The sequence below is a fragment of the Streptomyces sp. NPDC050147 genome (assembly GCF_040660195.1).
Taxonomy (GTDB): Bacteria; Actinomycetota; Actinomycetes; order Streptomycetales; family Streptomycetaceae; genus Streptomyces.
This window is the reverse complement of the sequence record NZ_JBFALJ010000008.1, coordinates 142,643-161,332: the sequence shown is the minus strand read 5'-3', so window position 1 is coordinate 161,332 and position 18,690 is coordinate 142,643. Positions and strand designations below refer to the sequence as shown.

At 71.2% G+C, this 18,690-nt stretch carries 16 protein-coding genes; 11 read left to right on the top strand and 5 right to left on the bottom strand.

What is annotated here, in order from left to right; translation table 11 throughout:
* The first annotated feature begins 50 nt into the window (after positions 1 to 50).
* Positions 51 to 959 carry an aminoglycoside phosphotransferase family protein gene (locus AB0I94_RS15265; protein WP_363310033.1) on the top strand — a complete coding sequence of 303 codons (909 nt, stop codon included), beginning with the start codon at positions 51 to 53 and terminating at the stop codon, positions 957 to 959.
* A gap of 81 nt (positions 960 to 1,040) precedes the next feature.
* On the opposite strand, the gene AB0I94_RS15260 is transcribed toward AB0I94_RS15265, so the two are convergent.
* The 4 genes from AB0I94_RS15260 to AB0I94_RS15245 form a co-directional block, all read right to left on the bottom strand.
* A complete protein-coding gene (locus tag AB0I94_RS15260; protein ID WP_363310032.1) occupies positions 1,041 to 3,053 on the bottom strand; it encodes an ABC transporter permease in 2,013 nt (670 codons plus the stop codon).
* Between the two features lie 240 nt (positions 3,054 to 3,293).
* Entirely contained in the window at positions 3,294 to 4,100 is an 807-nt protein-coding gene (gene modA, locus AB0I94_RS15255) for a molybdate ABC transporter substrate-binding protein (RefSeq protein WP_363310031.1), read from the bottom strand.
* A 78-nt stretch (positions 4,101 to 4,178) separates the two neighbouring features.
* Positions 4,179 to 4,586: a helix-turn-helix transcriptional regulator gene (locus AB0I94_RS15250; RefSeq protein ID WP_363310030.1), complete on the bottom strand. Its 408-nt coding sequence runs from the start codon at positions 4,584 to 4,586 to the stop codon at positions 4,179 to 4,181.
* 99 nt (positions 4,587 to 4,685) lie between these two features.
* Positions 4,686 to 5,468: an arylamine N-acetyltransferase gene (locus AB0I94_RS15245; protein ID WP_363310029.1), complete on the bottom strand. Its 783-nt coding sequence runs from the start codon at positions 5,466 to 5,468 to the stop codon at positions 4,686 to 4,688.
* A gap of 172 nt (positions 5,469 to 5,640) precedes the next feature.
* On the opposite strand from AB0I94_RS15245, the gene AB0I94_RS15240 reads away from it, so the two are divergent.
* From AB0I94_RS15240 to AB0I94_RS15215, 6 genes are all read left to right on the top strand, one after another.
* Positions 5,641 to 6,795, top strand: coding sequence for an epoxide hydrolase family protein (locus AB0I94_RS15240; RefSeq protein ID WP_363310028.1), 1,155 nt, complete (start codon positions 5,641 to 5,643; stop codon positions 6,793 to 6,795).
* Positions 6,796 to 6,946: 151 nt separating this feature from the next.
* Entirely contained in the window at positions 6,947 to 8,182 is a 1,236-nt protein-coding gene (locus tag AB0I94_RS15235) for an alpha/beta hydrolase-fold protein (RefSeq protein ID WP_363310027.1), read from the top strand.
* Positions 8,183 to 8,300: 118 nt separating this feature from the next.
* The gene (locus AB0I94_RS15230) at positions 8,301 to 8,681 is read left to right on the top strand and encodes a cell division protein SepF (RefSeq protein ID WP_363310026.1); all 381 of its coding nucleotides are present in this window, start codon (positions 8,301 to 8,303) and stop codon (positions 8,679 to 8,681) included.
* A 324-nt stretch (positions 8,682 to 9,005) separates the two neighbouring features.
* Positions 9,006 to 10,181 carry an ATP-binding protein gene (locus AB0I94_RS15225; RefSeq protein ID WP_363310025.1) on the top strand — a complete coding sequence of 392 codons (1,176 nt, stop codon included), beginning with the start codon at positions 9,006 to 9,008 and terminating at the stop codon, positions 10,179 to 10,181.
* Complete coding sequence (locus AB0I94_RS15220; protein WP_363310024.1) at positions 10,168 to 10,491, top strand: nucleotide pyrophosphohydrolase; 324 nt, start codon at positions 10,168 to 10,170, stop codon at positions 10,489 to 10,491. The genes AB0I94_RS15225 and AB0I94_RS15220 overlap by 14 nt, the downstream gene beginning before the upstream one ends.
* Before the next feature lie 320 nt (positions 10,492 to 10,811).
* A complete protein-coding gene (locus tag AB0I94_RS15215; protein ID WP_363310145.1) occupies positions 10,812 to 11,294 on the top strand; it encodes a DUF6099 family protein in 483 nt (160 codons plus the stop codon).
* 260 nt (positions 11,295 to 11,554) lie between these two features.
* Here the strand turns inward: AB0I94_RS15215 and AB0I94_RS15210 are convergent, their stop codons facing one another.
* Entirely contained in the window at positions 11,555 to 12,478 is a 924-nt protein-coding gene (locus tag AB0I94_RS15210; protein ID WP_363310023.1) for an LLM class F420-dependent oxidoreductase, read from the bottom strand.
* A gap of 178 nt (positions 12,479 to 12,656) precedes the next feature.
* Between AB0I94_RS15210 and AB0I94_RS15205 the strand changes: the two genes are divergently transcribed.
* The 4 genes from AB0I94_RS15205 (at position 12,657) to AB0I94_RS15190 (ending at position 18,658) form a co-directional block, all read left to right on the top strand.
* Entirely contained in the window at positions 12,657 to 13,109 is a 453-nt protein-coding gene (locus AB0I94_RS15205) for a cold shock domain-containing protein (RefSeq protein ID WP_363310022.1), read from the top strand.
* Between the two features lie 123 nt (positions 13,110 to 13,232).
* Positions 13,233 to 14,762: a 3' terminal RNA ribose 2'-O-methyltransferase Hen1 gene (locus tag AB0I94_RS15200; protein WP_363310021.1), complete on the top strand. Its 1,530-nt coding sequence runs from the start codon at positions 13,233 to 13,235 to the stop codon at positions 14,760 to 14,762.
* Entirely contained in the window at positions 14,759 to 17,365 is a 2,607-nt protein-coding gene (locus AB0I94_RS15195) for a polynucleotide kinase-phosphatase (RefSeq protein ID WP_363310020.1), read from the top strand. Before AB0I94_RS15200 ends, AB0I94_RS15195 begins: the two co-directional genes overlap by 4 nt.
* Positions 17,366 to 17,431: 66 nt before the next feature.
* Entirely contained in the window at positions 17,432 to 18,658 is a 1,227-nt protein-coding gene (locus AB0I94_RS15190; protein ID WP_363310019.1) for an arginine deiminase, read from the top strand.
* Positions 18,659 to 18,690: the final 32 nt, after the last annotated feature.

Below are 18,690 nucleotides of genomic sequence, written 5' to 3'. Positions count from 1 at the left end.
AACTGGAAAATTCGTTGCGCGGCACGATCACCGAAGACGATGATCCCCGCATGGTTTCGACTCCTCCTGATGGCCGCGCCGGAATCGACGCCGCCCTGGTGAAGCGCCTGGTCGCCGCCCAGTTCCCGCAGTGGCGCGACCTGCCCGTCAGGCCGGTGGAGGTCGACGGCTGGGACAACCGCACCTACCGCCTCGGAACCGCCCTGACGGCCAGACTGCCCACTGCCGCCGGTTATGTTCCCGCGGTGGCCAAGGAGAACGCATGGCTGCCGCGGCTCGCGCCGTCCCTGCCGTTCGCCGTCCCGCCGATTCTGGGCGAGGGCGCCCCGGGCGAGGGCTATCCCTTCCCGTGGTCGGTGCGCGGCTGGCTCGACGGGGAGACGGCCGCGCGCGGACGCATCGACGACATGGCCGACTTCGCCCTCTCCGTGGCCGAGTTCATCCTCGCCCTCCAGCGCTGCGACACCACCGGAGGCCCGCTCGCGGGCGAGCACAGTTGGTACCGGGGAGCGTCACCGGCGTACTACGACGAGGAGACCCGGCGGTGCCTCGCCGCGCTCGACGGCCGCGTCGACACGGCCGGAGCGGCGGCCGTCTGGGATGCCGCCCTCGCCGCCGAGTGGCGCGGGGCGCCCGTGTGGTTCCACGGGGACATCGCCTCGGGCAATCTGCTGGTCGCCGACGGCAAGCTGACCGCCGTCATCGATTTCGGCACGTCGGGCGTGGGGGACCCGGCCTGCGACCTGGTGATCGCGTGGGGGATGTTCTCGGGCGAGAGCCGGGAGGTGTTCCGCCGCGCGGTCGGGCAGGACGAGGGCACCTGGGCGCGGGCCCGCGGCTGGCTCCTGTGGAAATGCCTGCTGACCCTGTCCGAGAACATCGACACCGACGCCGAGCGGGCAGCCGTCGACCAGCGGCTGATCGCGGACGTCCTGGCCGACCACGAGCACTTCGGCTGAGGCGGAGCCGGGGAGGGCGACGCTGCGGCTCCGGTGCCGCCGCCACGCGCTACGTATTACGCGCCACGCGCGAAGCCGGCCTTACGTGGGCACGACCGTGACCTCCGTCGCCTTCACGCTGGTCCATACGCGCGTCCCGTCGGTGAGGCCGAGTTCGGCGGCGGCCTGCGGGGTGATCTCGGCGACGAGGTCCGGGGCCGCGGGCGAGGTGATCAGGAGCCGGAGCCTGCTGCCGCTGGCGGTGATCTCGCGGATGGTGCCGGGCCAGACGTTGCGGGGGCTGCCGGTGGGCCTGTCGCGGTGCACGGAGACCGCTTCGGGGGCGATGATCGCCAGGGCATCGGTGCCCGGCTCCAGCGGATCGGCGATCACGAGGGTCCCCCCGCCGGGCAGGGCGAGCCCCTCGGGTCCCGCGGTGCCGGGCCAGGCGTTGCGGCCCAGCATCCTGGCCACCCACGGGGAGCGCGGGTGCCGGGTGACCTCGGCGGGTGCCTCGTCCTGCAGGGCGAGGCCCTGGTCCAGTACGAGAACCCGGTCGGCGAGGGACACCGCCTCGACGGGGTCGTGCGTGACGATCAGGCAGACGCCACCGAAGGTGTCGAGGTGCGTACGCAGGGTGTGGCGCACGTGGGCCCGCGTCGTCTGGTCGAGCGCGGCGAGCGGTTCGTCAAGCAGGAGCAGCCGGGGCCGAGCCGCCAACGCCCGTGCCAGCGCCACCCGTTGGGCCTGACCGCCGGAGACCTGGCCGGGCCTGCGGTGCGCGAGGTGACCGACACCGAGCCGGTCGAGCCACTCCTGCGCGCGCCGCCGGGCCTCGGCCCGTGGCACACCCAGCGCGCGTGGCCCGTACGCCGTGTTGGCGAGGGCGCTCATGTGCGGGAAGAGGGCGCCGTCCTGCGGGACCCAGGCGACGTGGCGGCGGTGCGGCGGCAGTCCGGTGACGTCGGTGTCGCCGAGCCGGAGCTCGGCGTGGGCGCGCGGGGTGAGGCCGAGGAGCGCCCGCAGCAGCGTGGTCTTGCCCGCGCCGTTGGGTCCGACGACGGCGATCGTGGTGCCTGGTCCGGCGTCCAGGGTGAGCTGATTGAAGCCGGTGACCTCGGCATGCAGGGACCAGCGCTCCGGGGACGGCGACGGTGACGCGGGCTCGGCGGTGTCCGCTTCGGCTGCGGGCTCTGCGGTGCCTGCTTCCGCTGTGGACCCGGCAGTGGCGGACCCGGCCGCGGGCTCGGGGAGCGCGGGCGACGACGCTTCGTCCGGCAGCCGCTCGTACCCCCCCTTGCGCCGGCTGCCCGGAGCGCCCATCCAGCGGCCGCGCAGCGCGACGAGCACCGCCATCGCGATGGCGAGCAGCAGCAGCGACACGGACGTCGCCGCCTCGGGGGAGTCCTGGAGCAGCAGGTACACCTGGAGGGGCAGGGTCTGGGTGGTGCCGGGGAGGTTGCCGGCGAAGGTGATGGTCGCGCCGAACTCGCCCAGGGCCCGCGCCCAGGTCAGGGCGGCTCCGGCGATGAGCCCGGGAGCGACCATGGGCAGCGTGACGGTGCGGAAGACCCGTACCGGCGAAGCGCCCAGGGACGCCGCGGTCTCCTCGTAACGGGGGCGGAGCCCGCCGAGCGCGCCTTCGAGGCTGATGACGAGGAACGGCATCGCGACGAAGGTCGCGGCGATCACCGCGCCGGACGTGTGGAACGGCAGGGTGATCCCGAACGTGTCCTCGAGCCACGGCCCGAGCAGCCCGCGCCGCCCGAACGCGAGCAGCAGGGCGACGCCGCCCACGGTGGGCGGAAGCACCATCGGGAGCAGGACGAGGGACCGTACGACCGCCTTGCCGGGGAAGTCGACGCGGGCGAGCAGCCAGGCCAACGGCACCCCGAGCAGCAGGGAGAGCGCCAACGCCCAGAAGGAGACGACGAGGGACAGCTCCAGGGCCTGCGTGGTTCCCTCGCTGGTCAGATGGGTCCCGATCTCGCCCCATTCGGTGCGGGCGAGGATGCCGAGCAGCGGCAGCGCCAAGAACGCGATGGCGAGGAGCGCGGGGATCGCGAGGGCGATCGGGGTGCGGGGGCCGACGGTGCGGCCGCGCAGGCGTTTCATCGTGGTCCCTGGGGTGCGCGCTGGATGGTTCTCGTTCGTGAGGTGAGGGGGCGTCAGGGGCGTTCCGGCGTTCCGACATTCCGGTATCCCGGCGTTCCGGTATTCCGGCGTTCCGGAAGACGGTCGGACCGCCCAGACCGGGGAGGCGGTCGGCCCCCTCACCTCGGCGGGTGCGGACCCATCCTGTCGGTTGAGGTCGGTTTCTCCCGACAGGACGGAGCCACGGCTTCTGAGCGGTGGTTACGGCTTCTCGAAGCCCGCGCTCCGCAGGATCTTCTGCGCGGCGGGCGTGGAAAGCCATTTCACGAACGCGGTCGCGGCCTCCGCGTGCTCCGACGTCTTCAGGGTGGCCGCGGGGTACTCGGCGATCGCGTTCTCGCCGTCGGGGATCTTGACCGCGTCGACCTTCTCGGTCGCGGTGGCCGCGTCGGTCTTGTAGACCAGCCCGGCGTCGGCCTCACCCAACTCGACCTTGCTCAGGACCGCGCGGACGTTGGGCTCCTGCGAGACCGGCTTCACGTCGATCTTCTGGTCGTCCAGGATCTGCTTGCCGTAACGGCCGACCGGCACCTCGGACGCGGCGAGGACGACCTTCAGCTTGCTGTCGGAGAGGTCCTTCAGCTCGGTGATCTTCTCCGGATTGCCCTCGCCGACCGCGATGACCAGGCGGTTGGCGGCGATGACGGACGGCTTCCCGGTGTCGGCCGCGAGCCCGTCCATGGTCTTGGTGTCGGCGGTGACCAGGGCGTCGGCGGGAGCGCCCTGCTTGACCTGGGCGGCCAGTTCCTGGGAACCGGCGAAGGAGAAGTCGACCTTCGTCCCCGGGTGCTCCTTCTCGTACGCGGCGCCCGCGGTCTTGAAGACATCGGTGAGCGAGGAGGCGGCGAGCACGGTGAGGTCGGCCTTCGGGGCGGCGGCGCCCGCGGGCTTCTTGCCGCTGTCGTCCTTGCTGTCGTCGTTGCCGCAGGCGGCGAGCGGGACGAGCAGGGCGGCCGTCAGTACGGCTGCCGCGGCGCGGCGCCGGACGGGGGTGAGAGCGAGGGACATGAGCGTGGAACTCCTTGGAGCCGGTCCGGCGGCGCGGTCCGGCCCGTGGTGGCGGACCCTGGGGTGCGGACCAGGGGGTCAGGTGCGGTCGATGTGCACGCTGGTGGACTTCACGCGGGCGGTCGCCTGCATGCCGACCTCCAGGCCGAGCTCCTCCACGGCCTCCCGGGTCAGGAGCGAGACGAGCCGGTGCGGACCTGCCTGGATCTCGACCTGGGCCGCGACGTCGCCGAGCTTCACGGCGGTGACGATGCCGGGGAAGGCGTTGCGCGCGGAGGTGTAGGGGACCTCGTCCTCGTGGTTGCCTCCCTGCGTCTGGCCCTGCGCGACCTCGACGGAGAACGCGGCGAGATCGCGGCCGTCGATGAGCCGCCGGCCGCCCTCGTCGCGGTGGGTGGCGACCCGTCCGGCGTCCGCCCAACGACGAGCGGTGTCGGGGCTGACGCCGAGCAGGCGTGCCGCCTGTCCGATGGTGTAGGACTGCATGCGCGACACGATAGGCCGGTTTGCCTGGCATCTACAACACTTCTGGGCGTTCCTCCATAGCAGATGCCGCACCTCTTGGAGGAAGGGTCAAGAGGCGGGTCAAGCCGGTTGAGCCCGCACCTGCGGCACCTGCTTCAGGGCGATGCCGAAGTGTGTGGCGTACGCGTCGAGCACGTCGGCGTCCGTGGCCAGTTCGGTGGTGTGGCGCTCCCCGTCCTTCGTCGTGGTGAGGGTGCGGCCGCTGAGGGTGATCCGTCCGGTCCCGGTCAGCATCGAGCAGACCAGTGACCGCGTGAAGTGGGACCGGGGCGAGGTGCGGTGCCACCACGCGCCGGAAGTGAAGTCGCCGAGGGCGCGCGGGCGCCGGTCGAGCACGTACTGGGCCTTGCCGTCCATGCTGACGTCCAGATCACCTTCGGGGGTCTCGGTGATACGGAAGGTGCCGCCGGGGTCCGGCTGGTCGCCGCGCTCGTCGAAGGCCAGCGGGTAATGGCTGTGGGCGCCGAAGCCGACGTCCGCGAGCCGGTCGTCGCCGTCGGAGGTGCGCACGCGCAACGCCATGTGGTCGTAGGGGATCCCGGGCCGCCCTTCGGCGTCGTACACACGGGCCTGCAGCAGGGTGACCTCGAAGCCGAGCGCGGTGAGCAACGCGGCGAAGGCGCCGTTGAGTTCGTAGCAGAAGCCGCCGCGCCGGGCGCCGACGACCTTCGCGACCAAGGAGTCCTCGGTGAGTTCGATGTCCTCGCCGAGATGGATGGAGAGATTCTCGAAGGGGACGGCGCGCAGGTGCGCGAGGTGCAGGTCGTGCAGGGCCCGCGTGGTGGGAGCCGCGGGGCGCTCGGCACCGATGCGGCGCAGGTAGGCATCCGTATCAAATTCCATGGGCAGATTCTTGCGCGTCGCGCATCATGGGTCTGGCGCCGCGTCACTGACGTATCGCCGCTGTACTGCCGCTCCACAACCGCTGCATCGCCGACGTATCGCTGACCTGTTGCAGCTGTATCGCCGTCTACCGGCGTTGCGGCACTCCCTGTCTCCCGCTCCCAAAGGAAACATGACAACCGCACCCGCCCCTTTTCGGACCTCCGTCTCCGACGACGTGCTGAACGACCTGCGTACGCGCCTGAAGCGCACCCTCTTCACGCGGCCCTCCGACTCCACCCACTGGGCGGCCGGCGTCGACCCCGGCTATCTGCGCGAACTCGTCGCCCACTGGGCGGACGGCTTCGACTGGCGCGCCGCCGAGGCCGAACTCAACGCCTTTCCCCAGTACGTCGCCGAAGTCGCCGGACGGCGCGTGCACTTCGTCCATCTGCGGGGCCGCCGCCCCGCAGGCGCCCCCGCGCCACTGCCGCTGATCCTGAGCCACGGCTGGCCGAGCAGCTTCGTGGAGATGCTGCGGGTCGCCGGGCGTCTGGCCGACCCGGGCGCGCACGGCGGTGACCCCGCCGACGCCTTCGACGTGGTGATCCCCTCACTGCCCGGTTTCGTCCACTCCGAGCTGCCGCGCGAGCCGTTCACCCGGCGGGGCGTCGCCGAGATCTGGCACGAGCTGATGACCCAGGCCCTGGGGTACGAACGCTTCGGGGCCTTCGGCGGTGACATCGGCGGCGGGGTCACGCAGTGGCTCGGCGCCCTCTATCCGCAGGCCGTGGCCGGGGTGCACCTCACCTCCGCCGTGATCACGGAACGGTTCGACGGGGAGCCGCCGACTGCGGAGGAGCGGGCTTACCTCGACGCGCTGGCCGCGTACGACGTGGGCGACCAGGGCTACAGCGAGATCATGTGCACCCGCCCCGACACGATCGCCGCGGCCCTGATGGACTCGCCGGCGGGGCTCGTCGCCTGGATCGCCGACAAGTACCGGGACTGGAGCGACTGCGGCGGCGATCTGGAGGCCCGCTGGGACAAGGACACCCTGCTCACGGTCGCGACCCTGTACTGGGCCACCGGCAGCATCGGCTCGTCCTTCCGGCAGTACTACGACTACCCCCGGAACGAGCCGGTGCCGCCCATCACCGTCCCCGGGGCCATCACCCTCAGCCATGAACCGGCGTTCGCGGGCTACCCCAGGAGCCTGGCCGAGCGCGCCTTCACCGATCTGCGCCACTGGAGCACCCCGAAGCGGGGCGGGCACTTCATGGCGCACGAGGAGCCGGAGCAGGTGGCGCGGGAGCTGCGGACGTTCTTCCGGCCGCTGAGGAACTGATCCCAAAAGCGCGACACCCCGCTGAGCAGTCATGCGGCGACTTGGACAAGGCGGGGGTTAGGTTAGGCTTAGCTAAGTTAGTGCTGAGTTGATGCTTAGTTGCGTGCTGGACCAGGAAGGCGGGAACGATGCGGGTCCTCTTCGTGTGCGGATGAGTGTGACCACGGGGGTGCTCACGGCCGACGCGGCGCCCCGCAGGGTCGCGGGCCCGGCGCCCCGCGTCGAGCGCGTCGCCGCCCTCGCCGCCGACGCCACCGAAGCCGAGCGTGCCGTCATCCTGGAGGAGTTCTGGGCGGATGCCGCGCGCCGCGGCACTCCGCTGATCGAGGCGCTCGATGGTGACCCCGACCACCGTGCCGTGACGTTCCTGTGGCGGGGGCACCGCGCCACCCGGCAGGTCCTGCTCCTCGCCGAGGGCATCGCGGACCGTACCGACCTCGCCGCGTCCCGGCTGAGCCCGCTGCCCGGCACGGACATCTGGCACCTCACCTACCGGCTGCGCGCCGACCACCGCGGCTCGTACCGCATGGCCGCCGACATCTCGCCCGGTGAACCGCCCGTATCCGCCGAGCTCCTCCAACGGCGGCTGCTCTCCCTGTCCGCGCACGCCGCGCCCGACCCGCTCAACGGCCGTCGGATGCCAGGGCGTTGGCCGGACCGCGACACCTCCGTGCTCGAACTCCCGCAGGCGCCCGCCCTGCCCCGGGCCGAGCGGCGCGCCGGGGTGCCCCGGGGAAGCGTCGAGCGGCATCGGCTGCCCGCGGGGGTGCTCGGCGCCGAGCGGGACGTGTGGGTGTACCTCCCGCCGGGCGGTGGCCGGGCGGCCGAACTGCCGGTGCTCGTGTTGAACGACGGCGACATGTGGCTGGGGCGGCTCGCCTTCCAGGACACGCTGGACGCCCTCGTCGCCGACGGCGCCGTGCCGCCGCTCGCGGTTCTCGCCCCGGACGCCGTCGACAGGGACACGCGCGGCCGGGAACTGGGCGCCCACGACAGCCATGTGAGGTTCCTCGCCGACGAGCTGCTGCCGTGGGCGGCCGGCCGCTGGCGCCTCACCGCCGACCCCGCGCGCACGCTCGTCGCGGGCCAGGGCCTGGGCGGACTGGCCTCGCTGTACGCGGGCTTCCTGCGGCCGGAGCGCTTCGGCAAGGTCCTGGCCCAGTCCGCGCCCCTCTCACGCCTCGGTGTCGGCACCTCACGGCCCGTCACCGTGCGTCTGGATGTCGGACTTTGTGAGGAAGAAATTCTCGACCACCATCGTGATCTGTACGAGGTCCTGCGCTCGCACGGCTGCCCGGTGACCCTGAACGAATACAACGGCGGTCATGATTGGGCCTGTTGGCGCGCCTGTCTGACCGAAGGTCTTGTGGGACTCCTGGGACACTGACCCGCCGGCCCTGGCACACTGGTCCGCCCGCTCCGTGTCGCTGTTGGGCTGAACGGGTGAGGTCGCGTAAGAATGAGCCAGTGCAGATATCGAGTGCGAGCCAGGACGGGGTGGAGCGTTGAACAGCCACGACGTCACCGATGAACAGTGGGAAGGGCTCGCCCAGGTCGTACCGCTGCGCAGCCGCAACGAATGGCCGTCCTGGCCCGGCCACCGTGCGATGCCCGACGCGGAGACCGAGGCGCGGCGGCGTTTTGTGGTGATGCGGGTGAACGTCTTCTCGGACGCCCGCGAGGTCGCCGAGACCGTGATGGCGCAGATCCCGGTCCTGCTCGACCTGACCGGCGCGGAGACGGAAGTCGCCAAGCGGGTACTGGACTTCAGCAGCGGCGTGGTCCTCGGCCTCGGCTGCGGGATGCACCGGGTCGACAAGAACGTCTTCCTTCTCGCCCCGCCCGGCACGGAGGTGCAGGGTCTCGTCGCGGCGGCACAGTCGTAGGGGACGCAGGGGTGCTGCCCGGCGTGTAGACCGCCGGGGTGACGGTTCGCAGAGGCGCTGGGGTGCTGGTCGTAGAGGCGCTGGTCGTAGAGGCGCTGGGGCGCCGGTCGTGCCGGTCGTAGCGGTGGCTAAGGTGTTCAGCCGAGCTCGTCGGGGTGCCGTCGGGACGTTTCATGTCTTCGGCGTGGTCGTCGTCCGGCATAGGCCAGCCGCATAGCCACTCGCGGCGCGGTGCCTGCATCGCTCTCCGCGGAATCCCTCATTCGTAGGAAGGTCACTTGGGCGGAACGGTTCGCCAGAGCCTGCGCCGCCTACCGTCCGGACATGACTGTGCACCTCCCGGAGGCGGGCGCCGAGCCCCCGTCGGGTCCGGACCGGAGCCGCGTCACCGAACTGCGGCTGTCGGCTTTCGCCTCACACCGGGGCGCCGTGTTCCCGCTCGGTCCGCTGACCCTCGTCGCGGGGCCGAGCGGGAGCGGCAAGACCACCGCGCTCACGGCGTACGAGGCGCTGGCGAGGCTCGGCGCGGGTGAGGAACTCGTCGACGTCTTCACCGATCCCGTGGCCTGTGTGCCGGACCGCGCTCGGGGCGACGGACAGCACCGGCGTGGATTCCGCATCGGCTGCACGGTCGAGGGTCCCGTTGGAGCGGTGCGGCTCGACGTCGCCGTACAGGCCGAGCCCGAACTGCGCGTCGTGGGTGAGCGGCTGACCCGGGGCGGGCTCACGCTGCTGGAGACGGCCCTGCGCGATCCGGGGCGGCGCGCGGTGCAGGCCGCCTGGCACACGGCGGGCATGACGCCGGTGACGCGCGGTCCGCTGCCCGACGACCGGCTCGGCACGGCGCTGCTTCCGCTGCGGGTCGCGGGCAAGACCGAGGGGCAGCGCCTGGTGCTCGCCGCGGCCGAGCAGGTGGTGGTCGCGCTGCGCTCGGTGTTCCCGTGCTCCCCCCGGCCCGGCCTCATGCGGCTGCCCGTGCCTCCCGGACTGATCGGCGCCGGCCGCCTCCTGAGCGGCTGCGACAACCTCGCCGAGGTCCTTCTCCGTACGCGGGAGGAGTGCGGCCGGCGTCATGCGCGGCTGGTGGCCGCCGTGCGGGCGGGGTGTGCGGGGCCGGTCGCCGACGTGCTGGCGGAGGTGGCCGTCGACGGCTCGGTCCATGCGCTGATCGACCGGGGCGGCGGCATCAAGTCGCCTGTCGGGCGGCTCGGGGACGGCGAGTTGCGGTATCTGGCGCTCGCCCTGGTGCTGCTCACCGGGCCCGGGGTGCTCGAGGTGGACCCGGTGGCCGAGGTGCCCTCGGCGTACCAGAGCCTCACCGTGCTCGCCGACGGCCTCGACCACTTCCTCGACGAGCGACAGAAGCGTGCCATCGCCGAACTGGCCGCGAGCATGTGCGAGCGCGGGCACATCCGCCTCGTCGGGACGGTGAGCGACGCGTCATGGGGCGCTCTGGCGACGGGGGCCGCGATGGTAGACCTGGGGCGTGACGGAACTTGATGTAGCGGGACTGCAGCGCAGGCTGGCCGACTTCGCGGCCGAGCGGGACTGGGAGCAGTACCACACGCCGAAGAACCTGGCCGCCGCGCTCAGCGTGGAGGCGTCCGAACTGGTCGAGATCTTCCAGTGGTTGACCCCGGACGAATCGGCACGGGTGATGGAGGACCCGGAGTCGGCGCACCGGGTGACGGACGAGGTCGCCGATGTGCTGGCCTACCTGCTGCAGTTCTGCGAGGTGCTCGGCATCGACGCGCTGGCGGCGCTCGCCGCGAAGATCGACCGGAACGAGCGGCGTTTTCCGGCGACGTGAGGGCCGTGCATGCGTTCGGTCCTGAGAATGTGCGGGCTTGTGACGCGCGGGCTTTGTGACCTCACGGGCTTGTGACCCCGCGGACTGGTGACCCCACGAGCTTGTGCAGCGCTTGAGCACTGCGGAATCCGCGAGTCCGCAGATCTGTGCCACGTAGATCTGTCACTCTCTGGAGTGGACACGTTGTCCACATTCGATAACTTGTCCACAGATTTCCTGGTTGCTCTGGCTTTTCATCCCGCTGGCACTCACTCTGGGTAGTGAGCAAGGGAGTTCGGGCGAACGTGCGGTGGATGCGCGCGGGATGGGTGGGGGTGCGCATGGAGGCGATGCGGCTCATCGAGGCGAGCAGGCACGCACTGGCTCGGAGTCAGGACCCGTCGGACGTCGTCGTCGAGGTAGGGCAGTCCCAGGCCCTCGCGCAGGCGATCGGCAGCAGGCTGGCGATCGCCGGGCCTCCGGAGTTACGGGGCGAGGCACTCAGCCTGAGCGAGGTCGGCGGCAGGGGCTGCGGAGTCCTGGTCACCCCGGGCCTCGGGAAAGAGGGGATACGGGCGGCGCGGCTCACGGGCATCGGCCAGGCGTACGAGGTGCTGCGGGGGCTCGACGAACTGCTCGGCGAGGTGGGCATCGCGCTGGTCGGTGTGGCCATGGGAGCGGACGACGAGGGGGTGTATTGGCAGTGCATGGAAGCGATCGACGCCGCCGACGAGTCGAGGGACCGGGTGCTCGAGATGCTGCGCAGGCTCGCGGTGCGCGAACAGAGTCTGCCCGAGCCCGACTCGGCGGCGGGGCCGCCCTGAGCCGGGGGCGTGGAGGGCAGCTGACGCAAGCGACGCGCAGGCAGCTGCCGCCGACGCGGGTGCCGGGCGGTCCGGCTCCGCCCGAGCCGACGATCACTCGCGGCGGCGCGTCACTGGGGCGGGGCCGCACCGGATGCGGGGTTGACGGAATTTCACCCGGCAGGGACGGCGCGCGACCGGCGGGGCCGGTGGGGTTGACGGGAGTGCGACAGAGGCCGGCCCCACCGGCACCGCCCGGCCGAGGGGCGGCCGCGTCGCGGTCAGGTCAGCCGCGTCATGACCTGCGAGGAGATCAGCTCCAGGTGGTCGAGGTCGTCCAAGTCGAGAATCTGGAGATACATGCGTTGCGAACCGACGGCCTGGTAAGCGGCGATCCTCTCCACGACCTCCTCCGGGGAACCGGCGAGCCCGTTCGCCTTCAGGTCCTCCACCTCGCGTCCGATCGCGTCGGCACGGCGCTTCACCTCGGCGTCCGTCTTGCCGACGCAGGCCACCAGGGCGTTGGAGTAGGTGAGGTCGGCGGCCTTGCGGCCGACTTCCTCCGCGGCGGCCCGGACCCGCTTGAACTGCTGCTCGGAATCGGCAAGAGAGGCAAAGGGAATGTTGAACTCGCTCGCGTAGCGGGCCGCGAGGGCGGGCGTCCGCTTGGCACCGTGGCCACCGATGAGGACAGGCACCTTGGGCTGTGCGGGCTTGGGGAGGGCGGGGGAGTCGGCGAGTTGGTAGTAGGTGCCGTCAAAGGCGAACCGCTCACCGACCGGGGTCTCCCACAGTCCGGTGACAATGGCGAGTTGCTCCTCCAGGCGACCGAACTTCTCCTTCGGGAAGGGGATTCCGTACGCGGAGTGCTCCGCCTCGTACCACCCGGAGCCGAGGCCCAGCTCGATGCGGCCGCCGGACATCTGGTCGACCTGTGCGACCTGGATCGCGAGGACGCCGGGCAGCCGGAAGGTGCCTGCGGTCATCAGCGTGCCGAGCCGGATCCGCTTGGTCTCGCGGGCCAGTCCGGCGAGGGTGATCCAGGCGTCCGTGGGACCGGGAAGGCCGTCGGAGGCGCCCATCACGAGATAGTGGTCGGAGCGGAAGAAGGCGCTGTAGCCGAGGTCCTCGGTGGCCTTGGCGACGCGGAGAAGCGTCTCGTAGGTCGCACCCTGCTGTGGTTCGGTGAAGATTCGAAGGTCCATGCAGCTATCTTGCCCGGACGCCCGATCCAGTTTCCGTCGCCCGCCGGCCGTGTTGCCGCCGCTCGCCGACGGCGCGTGAGGGACAGCCGGGCGGGCCGGCACAGGGGCTCGGAGGTTAGGCTTCGGCACTGGCTGTCCGGGCGAGGGGCCCGGGGATGGTGTCGGGGTTGGGGTCAAGATGGTCGCTGGCAGAGTTGTCCGGTTCGACGGCGCGCGGGGGTACGGGTTCATCGCCCCGGAGCACGGTGGGGAAGACGTGTTCCTGCACGCCAACGACCTGCTCATCCCGGAGCCTTTGGTGTACACGGGGGCTCGGGTCGAGTTCGAGATCGAGGAGGGCGAGCGCGGGCCCAAGGCGTCGTCCGTCCGGCTGCCCAAGGGGGCACAGGCGCAGACGGCACCGCCGTTCGCGGGCGGCAGGGCCCAGGTGCCCCCGTCGATCCAGGCGTCGGCCGCGGCGTTCGACGACGGGGAGGAACCGACCTGCGATGTGCTCAGCGTCGCGGAGTACTCGTTTGAGATGACCGAGCTGCTGCTCGCGGCGGCTCCGTGGATGACCGGGGAGCAGATCAAGCAGCTCCGCGAGCAACTGGTGCAGCACGGCAGGAGCCACGGCTGGGTGGAGGGCTGACGGGTCCGGGGGAGCGAAGAAAACCCCTGAGTGAGTCAGTGGTGTCCGCTGTACGGTCTAGAGGCGCGCTGGAGCCGCAACCCGTAAGTTTCCGCAGTTCAGATTGCGTTTCGAGGCATACCCGTGTTCCTGACGATCAGTACCTCCGGTACCCCTGAAAGCCCCGCGACGGATCTCGGGTTCCTGCTGCACAAGCATCCCGACAAGTCGCAGACGTTCTCCACTTCCCACGGCACCGCGCACGTCCTGTATCCCGAGGCGTCCGTGGAGCGTTGCACCGCGGCGCTGCTGCTTGAGGTGGACCCCGTGGCGCTGGTGCGGCGGGGCAAGGGGAAGGGCCGGGGCGGGGCACCCGACGCGGCCCTCGCGCAGTATGTGAACGACCGGCCCTACGCCGCTTCGTCGCTGCTCGCCGTGGCGCTGAGCTCGGTGTTCTCCAGCGCCATGCGCGGGGTGTGCAACGCGAGGCCCGAGCGGGCGGGGCAGCCGCTGCCGCTGCACATCGAGGTGCCCGCGCTGCCCGCGCGCGGCGGCGCTGACCTCGTGCGCAAACTGTTCGAGCCGCTGGGCTGGACGGTCACGGTGACGCGGGTTCCGTTGGACGAGCAGTTTCCGGAGTGGGGCGAATCGCGGTACGTCCACCTCGTACTCGACGTGCCCGAAGGGAAGTTGACCCTCAGAGACGCGCTGCGGCACCTGTATGTCCTTCTCCCCGTGCTCGACGACGCCAAGCACTACTGGGTCTCGGCGGACGAGGTCGACAAGTTGCTGCGCGCCGGCGAGGGCTGGCTCGCGGACCACCCGGAGCAGAAGGTCATCACCAGCCGCTATCTGGCGCGGCGCTGGTCGCTGACCCGGGAGGCCATGCAGCGGCTCGAACTGGTGCGGCTGGCCGACGCGGACGACACGGATGTCGACGACCTCGACAACGCGGTCGACGAGGAGAGCGCTGACGCCGAAGCTGAAGAGGGCTCGGACAAGACCGTGCCGCTCGCCGTGCTGCGGCGTGAGGCGATACTCGCGGCTCTGAGTGCGGCCGGGGCCGGACGCGTGCTCGACCTCGGCTGCGGGCAGGGCCAGTTGGTGCAGGCGCTGCTCAAGGACACCCGGTTCACCGAGATCGCCGGTGTCGATGTGTCGATGCGGGCGCTGACCATTGCCTCGCGGCGGCTGAAGCTCGACCGCATGGGCGAGCGCCAGGCCGAGCGCGTCAAACTCTTCCAGGGCTCGCTCGCGTACACCGACAAGCGGCTCAAGGGGTACGACGCCGCTGTGCTCAGTGAGGTCATCGAGCACCTCGACGAGGAGCGGCTGCCCGCCCTGGAGTACGCGGTGTTCGGCTCGGCGCGACCGCGCACCGTGCTCGTGACGACGCCGAACGTCGAGTACAACGTCCGCTGGGAGACGCTCCCGGCCGGGCACGTCCGGCACGGTGACCACCGTTTCGAGTGGACGCGCGAGGAGTTCCGGGGATGGGCCCGGCAGGTGGCCGAACGGCGCGCGTACGGCGTGGAGTTCGTTCCCATAGGGGACGACGACCCCGAGGTGGGGCCGCCGACCCAGATGGCCGTGTTCACCCAGGCCGACAAGAGCGAGAAGACCGACGAGTACGCCAAGAACACCCAGAACGCGAAGGAGGTGCGGGCGGCATGACGAATGAAATCAGCACCAGCACCAGCACCAGCTCCAGCACGGAAGCCGCTCACGCGGGACGCGTGCTGCCCGTCACCGACCTCTCCCTCGTCGTCCTCGTCGGCGCCACCGGCTCCGGCAAGTCCACTTTCGGCCGCAAGCACTTCAAGTCCACCGAGGTGCTCTCCAGCGACTTCTGCCGCGGCCTCGTCGCAGACGACGAGAACGACCAGGGCGCGAGCGGCGACGCCTTCGACGTGCTGCACTACATCGCGGGCAAGCGCCTGGCCGCGGGCCGGCGCACCGTCGTCGACGCGACCAACGTGCAGAGCGAGAGCCGCAAGCAGCTGATCGAGCTGGCCAGGCAGTACGACGTCCTGCCCATCGCCATCGTCCTGGACGTACCGGAAGAGGTCTGCGCCGCACGCAACGCGCAGCGCGCCGACCGGGCCGGCATGCCCCGCCGCGTCATCCAGCGGCACCAGCGGGAACTGCGGCGCTCGCTGCGCCACTTGGAGCGCGAAGGGTTCAGGAAGGTGCACGTCCTCAGGGGCGTGGAGGAGGTCGACAACGCCACCATCGTCACCGAGAAGCGCTACAACGACCTCTCGCACCTCACCGGCCCCTTCGACATCATCGGTGACATCCACGGCTGCGCCGCCGAGCTGGAGACACTGCTCGGCAAGCTCGGTTACGTGGACGGCGCGCACCCCGAAGGGCGTACGGCCGTGTTCGTCGGCGACCTCGTCGACCGCGGCCCGGACACCCCGGGCGTGCTGCGCCGCGTGATGTCGATGGTCGCTGACGGCACCGCCCTGTGCGTCCCGGGCAACCACGAGAACAAGCTCGGCCGTTACCTCAAGGGCCGCACGGTCCAGCACACCCATGGACTCGCCGAGACCGTCCAGCAGTTGGAGGCTCAGAGCGAGGAGTTCCGCGCGAGCGTCCGGGAGTTCGTGGACGGCCTCGTCTCGCACTACGTCCTGGACGGCGGCAAGCTCGTCGTCTGTCACGCGGGTCTGCCCGAGAAGTACCACGGGCGTACGTCGGGCCGGGTGCGCTCGCACGCGCTGTACGGCGACACGACCGGCGAGACCGACGAGTTCGGCCTGCCCGTGCGCTACCCGTGGGCGGAGGACTACCGCGGCAGCGCCGCCGTGGTCTACGGCCACACTCCGGTGCCGACCGCGACCTGGCTGAACAACACCATCTGCCTGGACACCGGCGCCGTCTTCGGCGGCAGCCTGACCGCGCTGCGCTGGCCGGAGCGCGAACTGGTCGACGTACCGGCGCAGCAGGTCTGGTACGAGCCTGCCAGGCCGCTGCGCACCGAGGCCCCCGGCGGTCACGACGGGCGCCCGCTCGACCTGAACGACGTGCACGGCCGCCGTGCGGTGGAGACCCGTCACGCGGGGCGCGTCGCGGTGCGCGAGGAGAACGCGGCGGCGGCCCTGGAGGTCATGAGCCGGTTCGCCGTGGACCCGCGGCTCCTTCCGTACCTGCCGCCGACGATGGCGCCGACCGCGACATCGCAGCGCGAGGGCTACCTGGAGCACCCGGCCGAGGCCTTCGCGTCGTACGCCCAGGACGGCGTCGGCCGGGTCGTGTGCGAGGAGAAGCACATGGGCTCGCGCGCCGTGGCCCTGGTGTGCCGCGACGCGGACGTGGCCCGCGAGCGCTTCGGCGTGGACGGCCCGACCGGCTCGCTCTGCACCCGCACGGGCCGCCCCTTCTTCACGGAGTCCGTCAGTGGAACCACCTCGGGGGCGAAGGTCACCGAGGAGATACTGGGGCGCCTGCGCACCGCCGTCACCGAGGCGGGTCTGTGGCAGGAGCTCGACACGGACTGGCTGCTGCTCGACGCGGAGTTGATGCCCTGGTCGCTGAAGGCGTCCGGCCTGCTCCGCACCCAGTACGCGGCCGTGGGTGCCGCGGCCGGAGCCGTCTTCCCCGGGGCGATCGCCGCCCTGGAAGCGGCGACGGCGCGTGGCGTGGACACCGCAGGGCTCCTGGCCAAGCAGCGCGAACGAGCCGCGGACGCCGCCGCGTTCACGGACGCCTACCGCCGCTACTGCTGGCCGACCGAGGGACTGGAGGGCGTGCGTCTCGCGCCGTTCCAGATCCTGGCCGTCCAGGGCCGCAGCCTGGCCTCGCTCCCGCACGACGAGCAGCTCGGCCTGATCGACCGCATGGTGGAGCACGACGGCACGGGCCTGTTGCAGACCACCCGGCGGCTCTACGTCGACACGGGCGACGAGGCGTCGGTCCGGGCAGGCATCGACTGGTGGTTGGAGATGACGAGCCGCGGCGGCGAGGGCATGGTCGTCAAGCCGGTCGAGGCGCTGGTCAGGGATGGGAAGGGCCGCATTGTGCAGCCCGGCATCAAATGCCGCGGACGCGAGTACCTCCGGATCATCTACGGCCCGGAGTACACCCGCCCCGCCCAGCTCGACAAGCTGCGTGGCCGATTCCTCGGCCACAAGCGCTCGCTGGCGATACGCGAGTACGCGCTCGGTCTTGAGGCACTGGACCGTCTCGCGGCCGGCGAGCCGCTGTGGCGCGTGCACGAAGCGGTGTTCGCGGTCCTGGCCCTGGAGTCGGAGCCGGTGGACCCGCGGCTCTAGCCGACGAAACGCGGGGCTTCGGCCAACGGCGGGCGTCAGCCGTCCGGCAGGGGAAAGATGGGCTCCATGGGATTCCATGTCGACTCCGAGGCCGGGCGGCTGCGCCGCGTGATCCTGCACCGCCCCGATCTGGAGCTCAAGCGGCTCACGCCGACCAACAAGGACGCGTTGCTCTTCGACGACGTCCTGTGGGTCCGCAGGGCCCGTCAGGAACATGACGGATTCGCCGACGTGCTGCGCGACCGCGGGGTGGCCGTCCACCTCTTCGGGGACCTGCTGACCGAGGCGATGGACGTGCCGGGCGCGCGCCTGCTCGTCCTGGACCGGGTCTTCGACGAGAAGGAGTACGGTCCGCTGGCGACGGACCATCTGCGAGCCACGTTCGAGACGTTGCCGTCCGCGGAACTCGCCGACGCGCTGATCGGCGGGATGACGAAGCGGGAGTTCCTGGAGCGCCACCCGGAGCCCACGTCCGTGCGCTTCCACTGCATGGACCTGGACGACTTCCTGCTCGGCCCGCTGCCCAACCACCTCTTCACACGCGACACCTCGGCGTGGATATACGACGGCGTCTCGATCAACGCGATGCGCTGGCCCGCGCGGCAGCGCGAGACCGTGCACTTCGAGGCGATCTACCAGCACCACCCCCTCTTCAAGGCCGAGGAATTCCACCTGTGGTCCCAGGGGCAGTCGGACTACCCCTCCACCATCGAGGGCGGCGACGTCCTGGTGATCGGCCGGGGCGCGGTCCTCATCGGCATGAGCGAGCGCACCACGCCGCAGGCCGTCGAGATGCTCGCGCACAAGCTCTTCGCGGCGGGCTCCGCGCAGACGATCGTGGCCCTGGACATGCCGAAGAGGCGCGCGTTCATGCACCTCGACACGGTGATGACGATGGTCGACAGCGACACCTTCACGCAGTACGCGGGCCTGGGCATGCTGCGCTCGTACACCATCGAGCCGGGCGTCGACGGTCGGGAGCTGAAGGTCACGGACCACCCGCCCGAGCACATGCACCGGGCGATCGCGGCGGCGCTCGGGCTGCCCGGGATCCGGGTGCTCACCGCCACCCAGGACGTGCACGCGGCCGAGCGGGAGCAGTGGGACGACGGCTGCAACGTACTCGCGGTGGAGCCGGGCGTCGTCGTGGCGTACGAAAGGAACTCGACGACCAACACGCATCTGCGCAAGGAGGGCGTCGAGGTGATCGAGATCAGGGGCAGCGAGCTGGGGCGCGGCCGGGGCGGTCCGCGGTGCATGAGTTGCCCGGTGCAGCGGGATGCCGTCGACTGAGCCGGTGCGGGGCGGCGGCCCGTGCGAGGTGG

What these genes read in the sequence shown, in the direction of transcription:
- AB0I94_RS15265 (WP_363310033.1), top strand. Translation starts at nt 51, where the DNA reads ATGGTTTCGACTCCTCCTGATGGCCGCGCCGGAATCGACGCCGCCCTG.
- AB0I94_RS15260 (WP_363310032.1), bottom strand. Translation starts at nt 3,053, where the DNA reads ATGAAACGCCTGCGCGGCCGCACCGTCGGCCCCCGCACCCCGATCGCC.
- modA (WP_363310031.1), bottom strand. Translation starts at nt 4,100, where the DNA reads ATGTCCCTCGCTCTCACCCCCGTCCGGCGCCGCGCCGCGGCAGCCGTA.
- AB0I94_RS15250 (WP_363310030.1), bottom strand. Translation starts at nt 4,586, where the DNA reads ATGCAGTCCTACACCATCGGACAGGCGGCACGCCTGCTCGGCGTCAGC.
- AB0I94_RS15245 (WP_363310029.1), bottom strand. Translation starts at nt 5,468, where the DNA reads ATGGAATTTGATACGGATGCCTACCTGCGCCGCATCGGTGCCGAGCGC.
- AB0I94_RS15240 (WP_363310028.1), top strand. Translation starts at nt 5,641, where the DNA reads ATGACAACCGCACCCGCCCCTTTTCGGACCTCCGTCTCCGACGACGTG.
- AB0I94_RS15235 (WP_363310027.1), top strand. Translation starts at nt 6,947, where the DNA reads ATGAGTGTGACCACGGGGGTGCTCACGGCCGACGCGGCGCCCCGCAGG.
- AB0I94_RS15225 (WP_363310025.1), top strand. Translation starts at nt 9,006, where the DNA reads ATGACTGTGCACCTCCCGGAGGCGGGCGCCGAGCCCCCGTCGGGTCCG.
- AB0I94_RS15215 (WP_363310145.1), top strand. Translation starts at nt 10,812, where the DNA reads ATGGAGGCGATGCGGCTCATCGAGGCGAGCAGGCACGCACTGGCTCGG.
- AB0I94_RS15210 (WP_363310023.1), bottom strand. Translation starts at nt 12,478, where the DNA reads ATGGACCTTCGAATCTTCACCGAACCACAGCAGGGTGCGACCTACGAG.
- AB0I94_RS15205 (WP_363310022.1), top strand. Translation starts at nt 12,657, where the DNA reads ATGGTCGCTGGCAGAGTTGTCCGGTTCGACGGCGCGCGGGGGTACGGG.
- AB0I94_RS15195 (WP_363310020.1), top strand. Translation starts at nt 14,759, where the DNA reads ATGACGAATGAAATCAGCACCAGCACCAGCACCAGCTCCAGCACGGAA.
- AB0I94_RS15190 (WP_363310019.1), top strand. Translation starts at nt 17,432, where the DNA reads ATGGGATTCCATGTCGACTCCGAGGCCGGGCGGCTGCGCCGCGTGATC.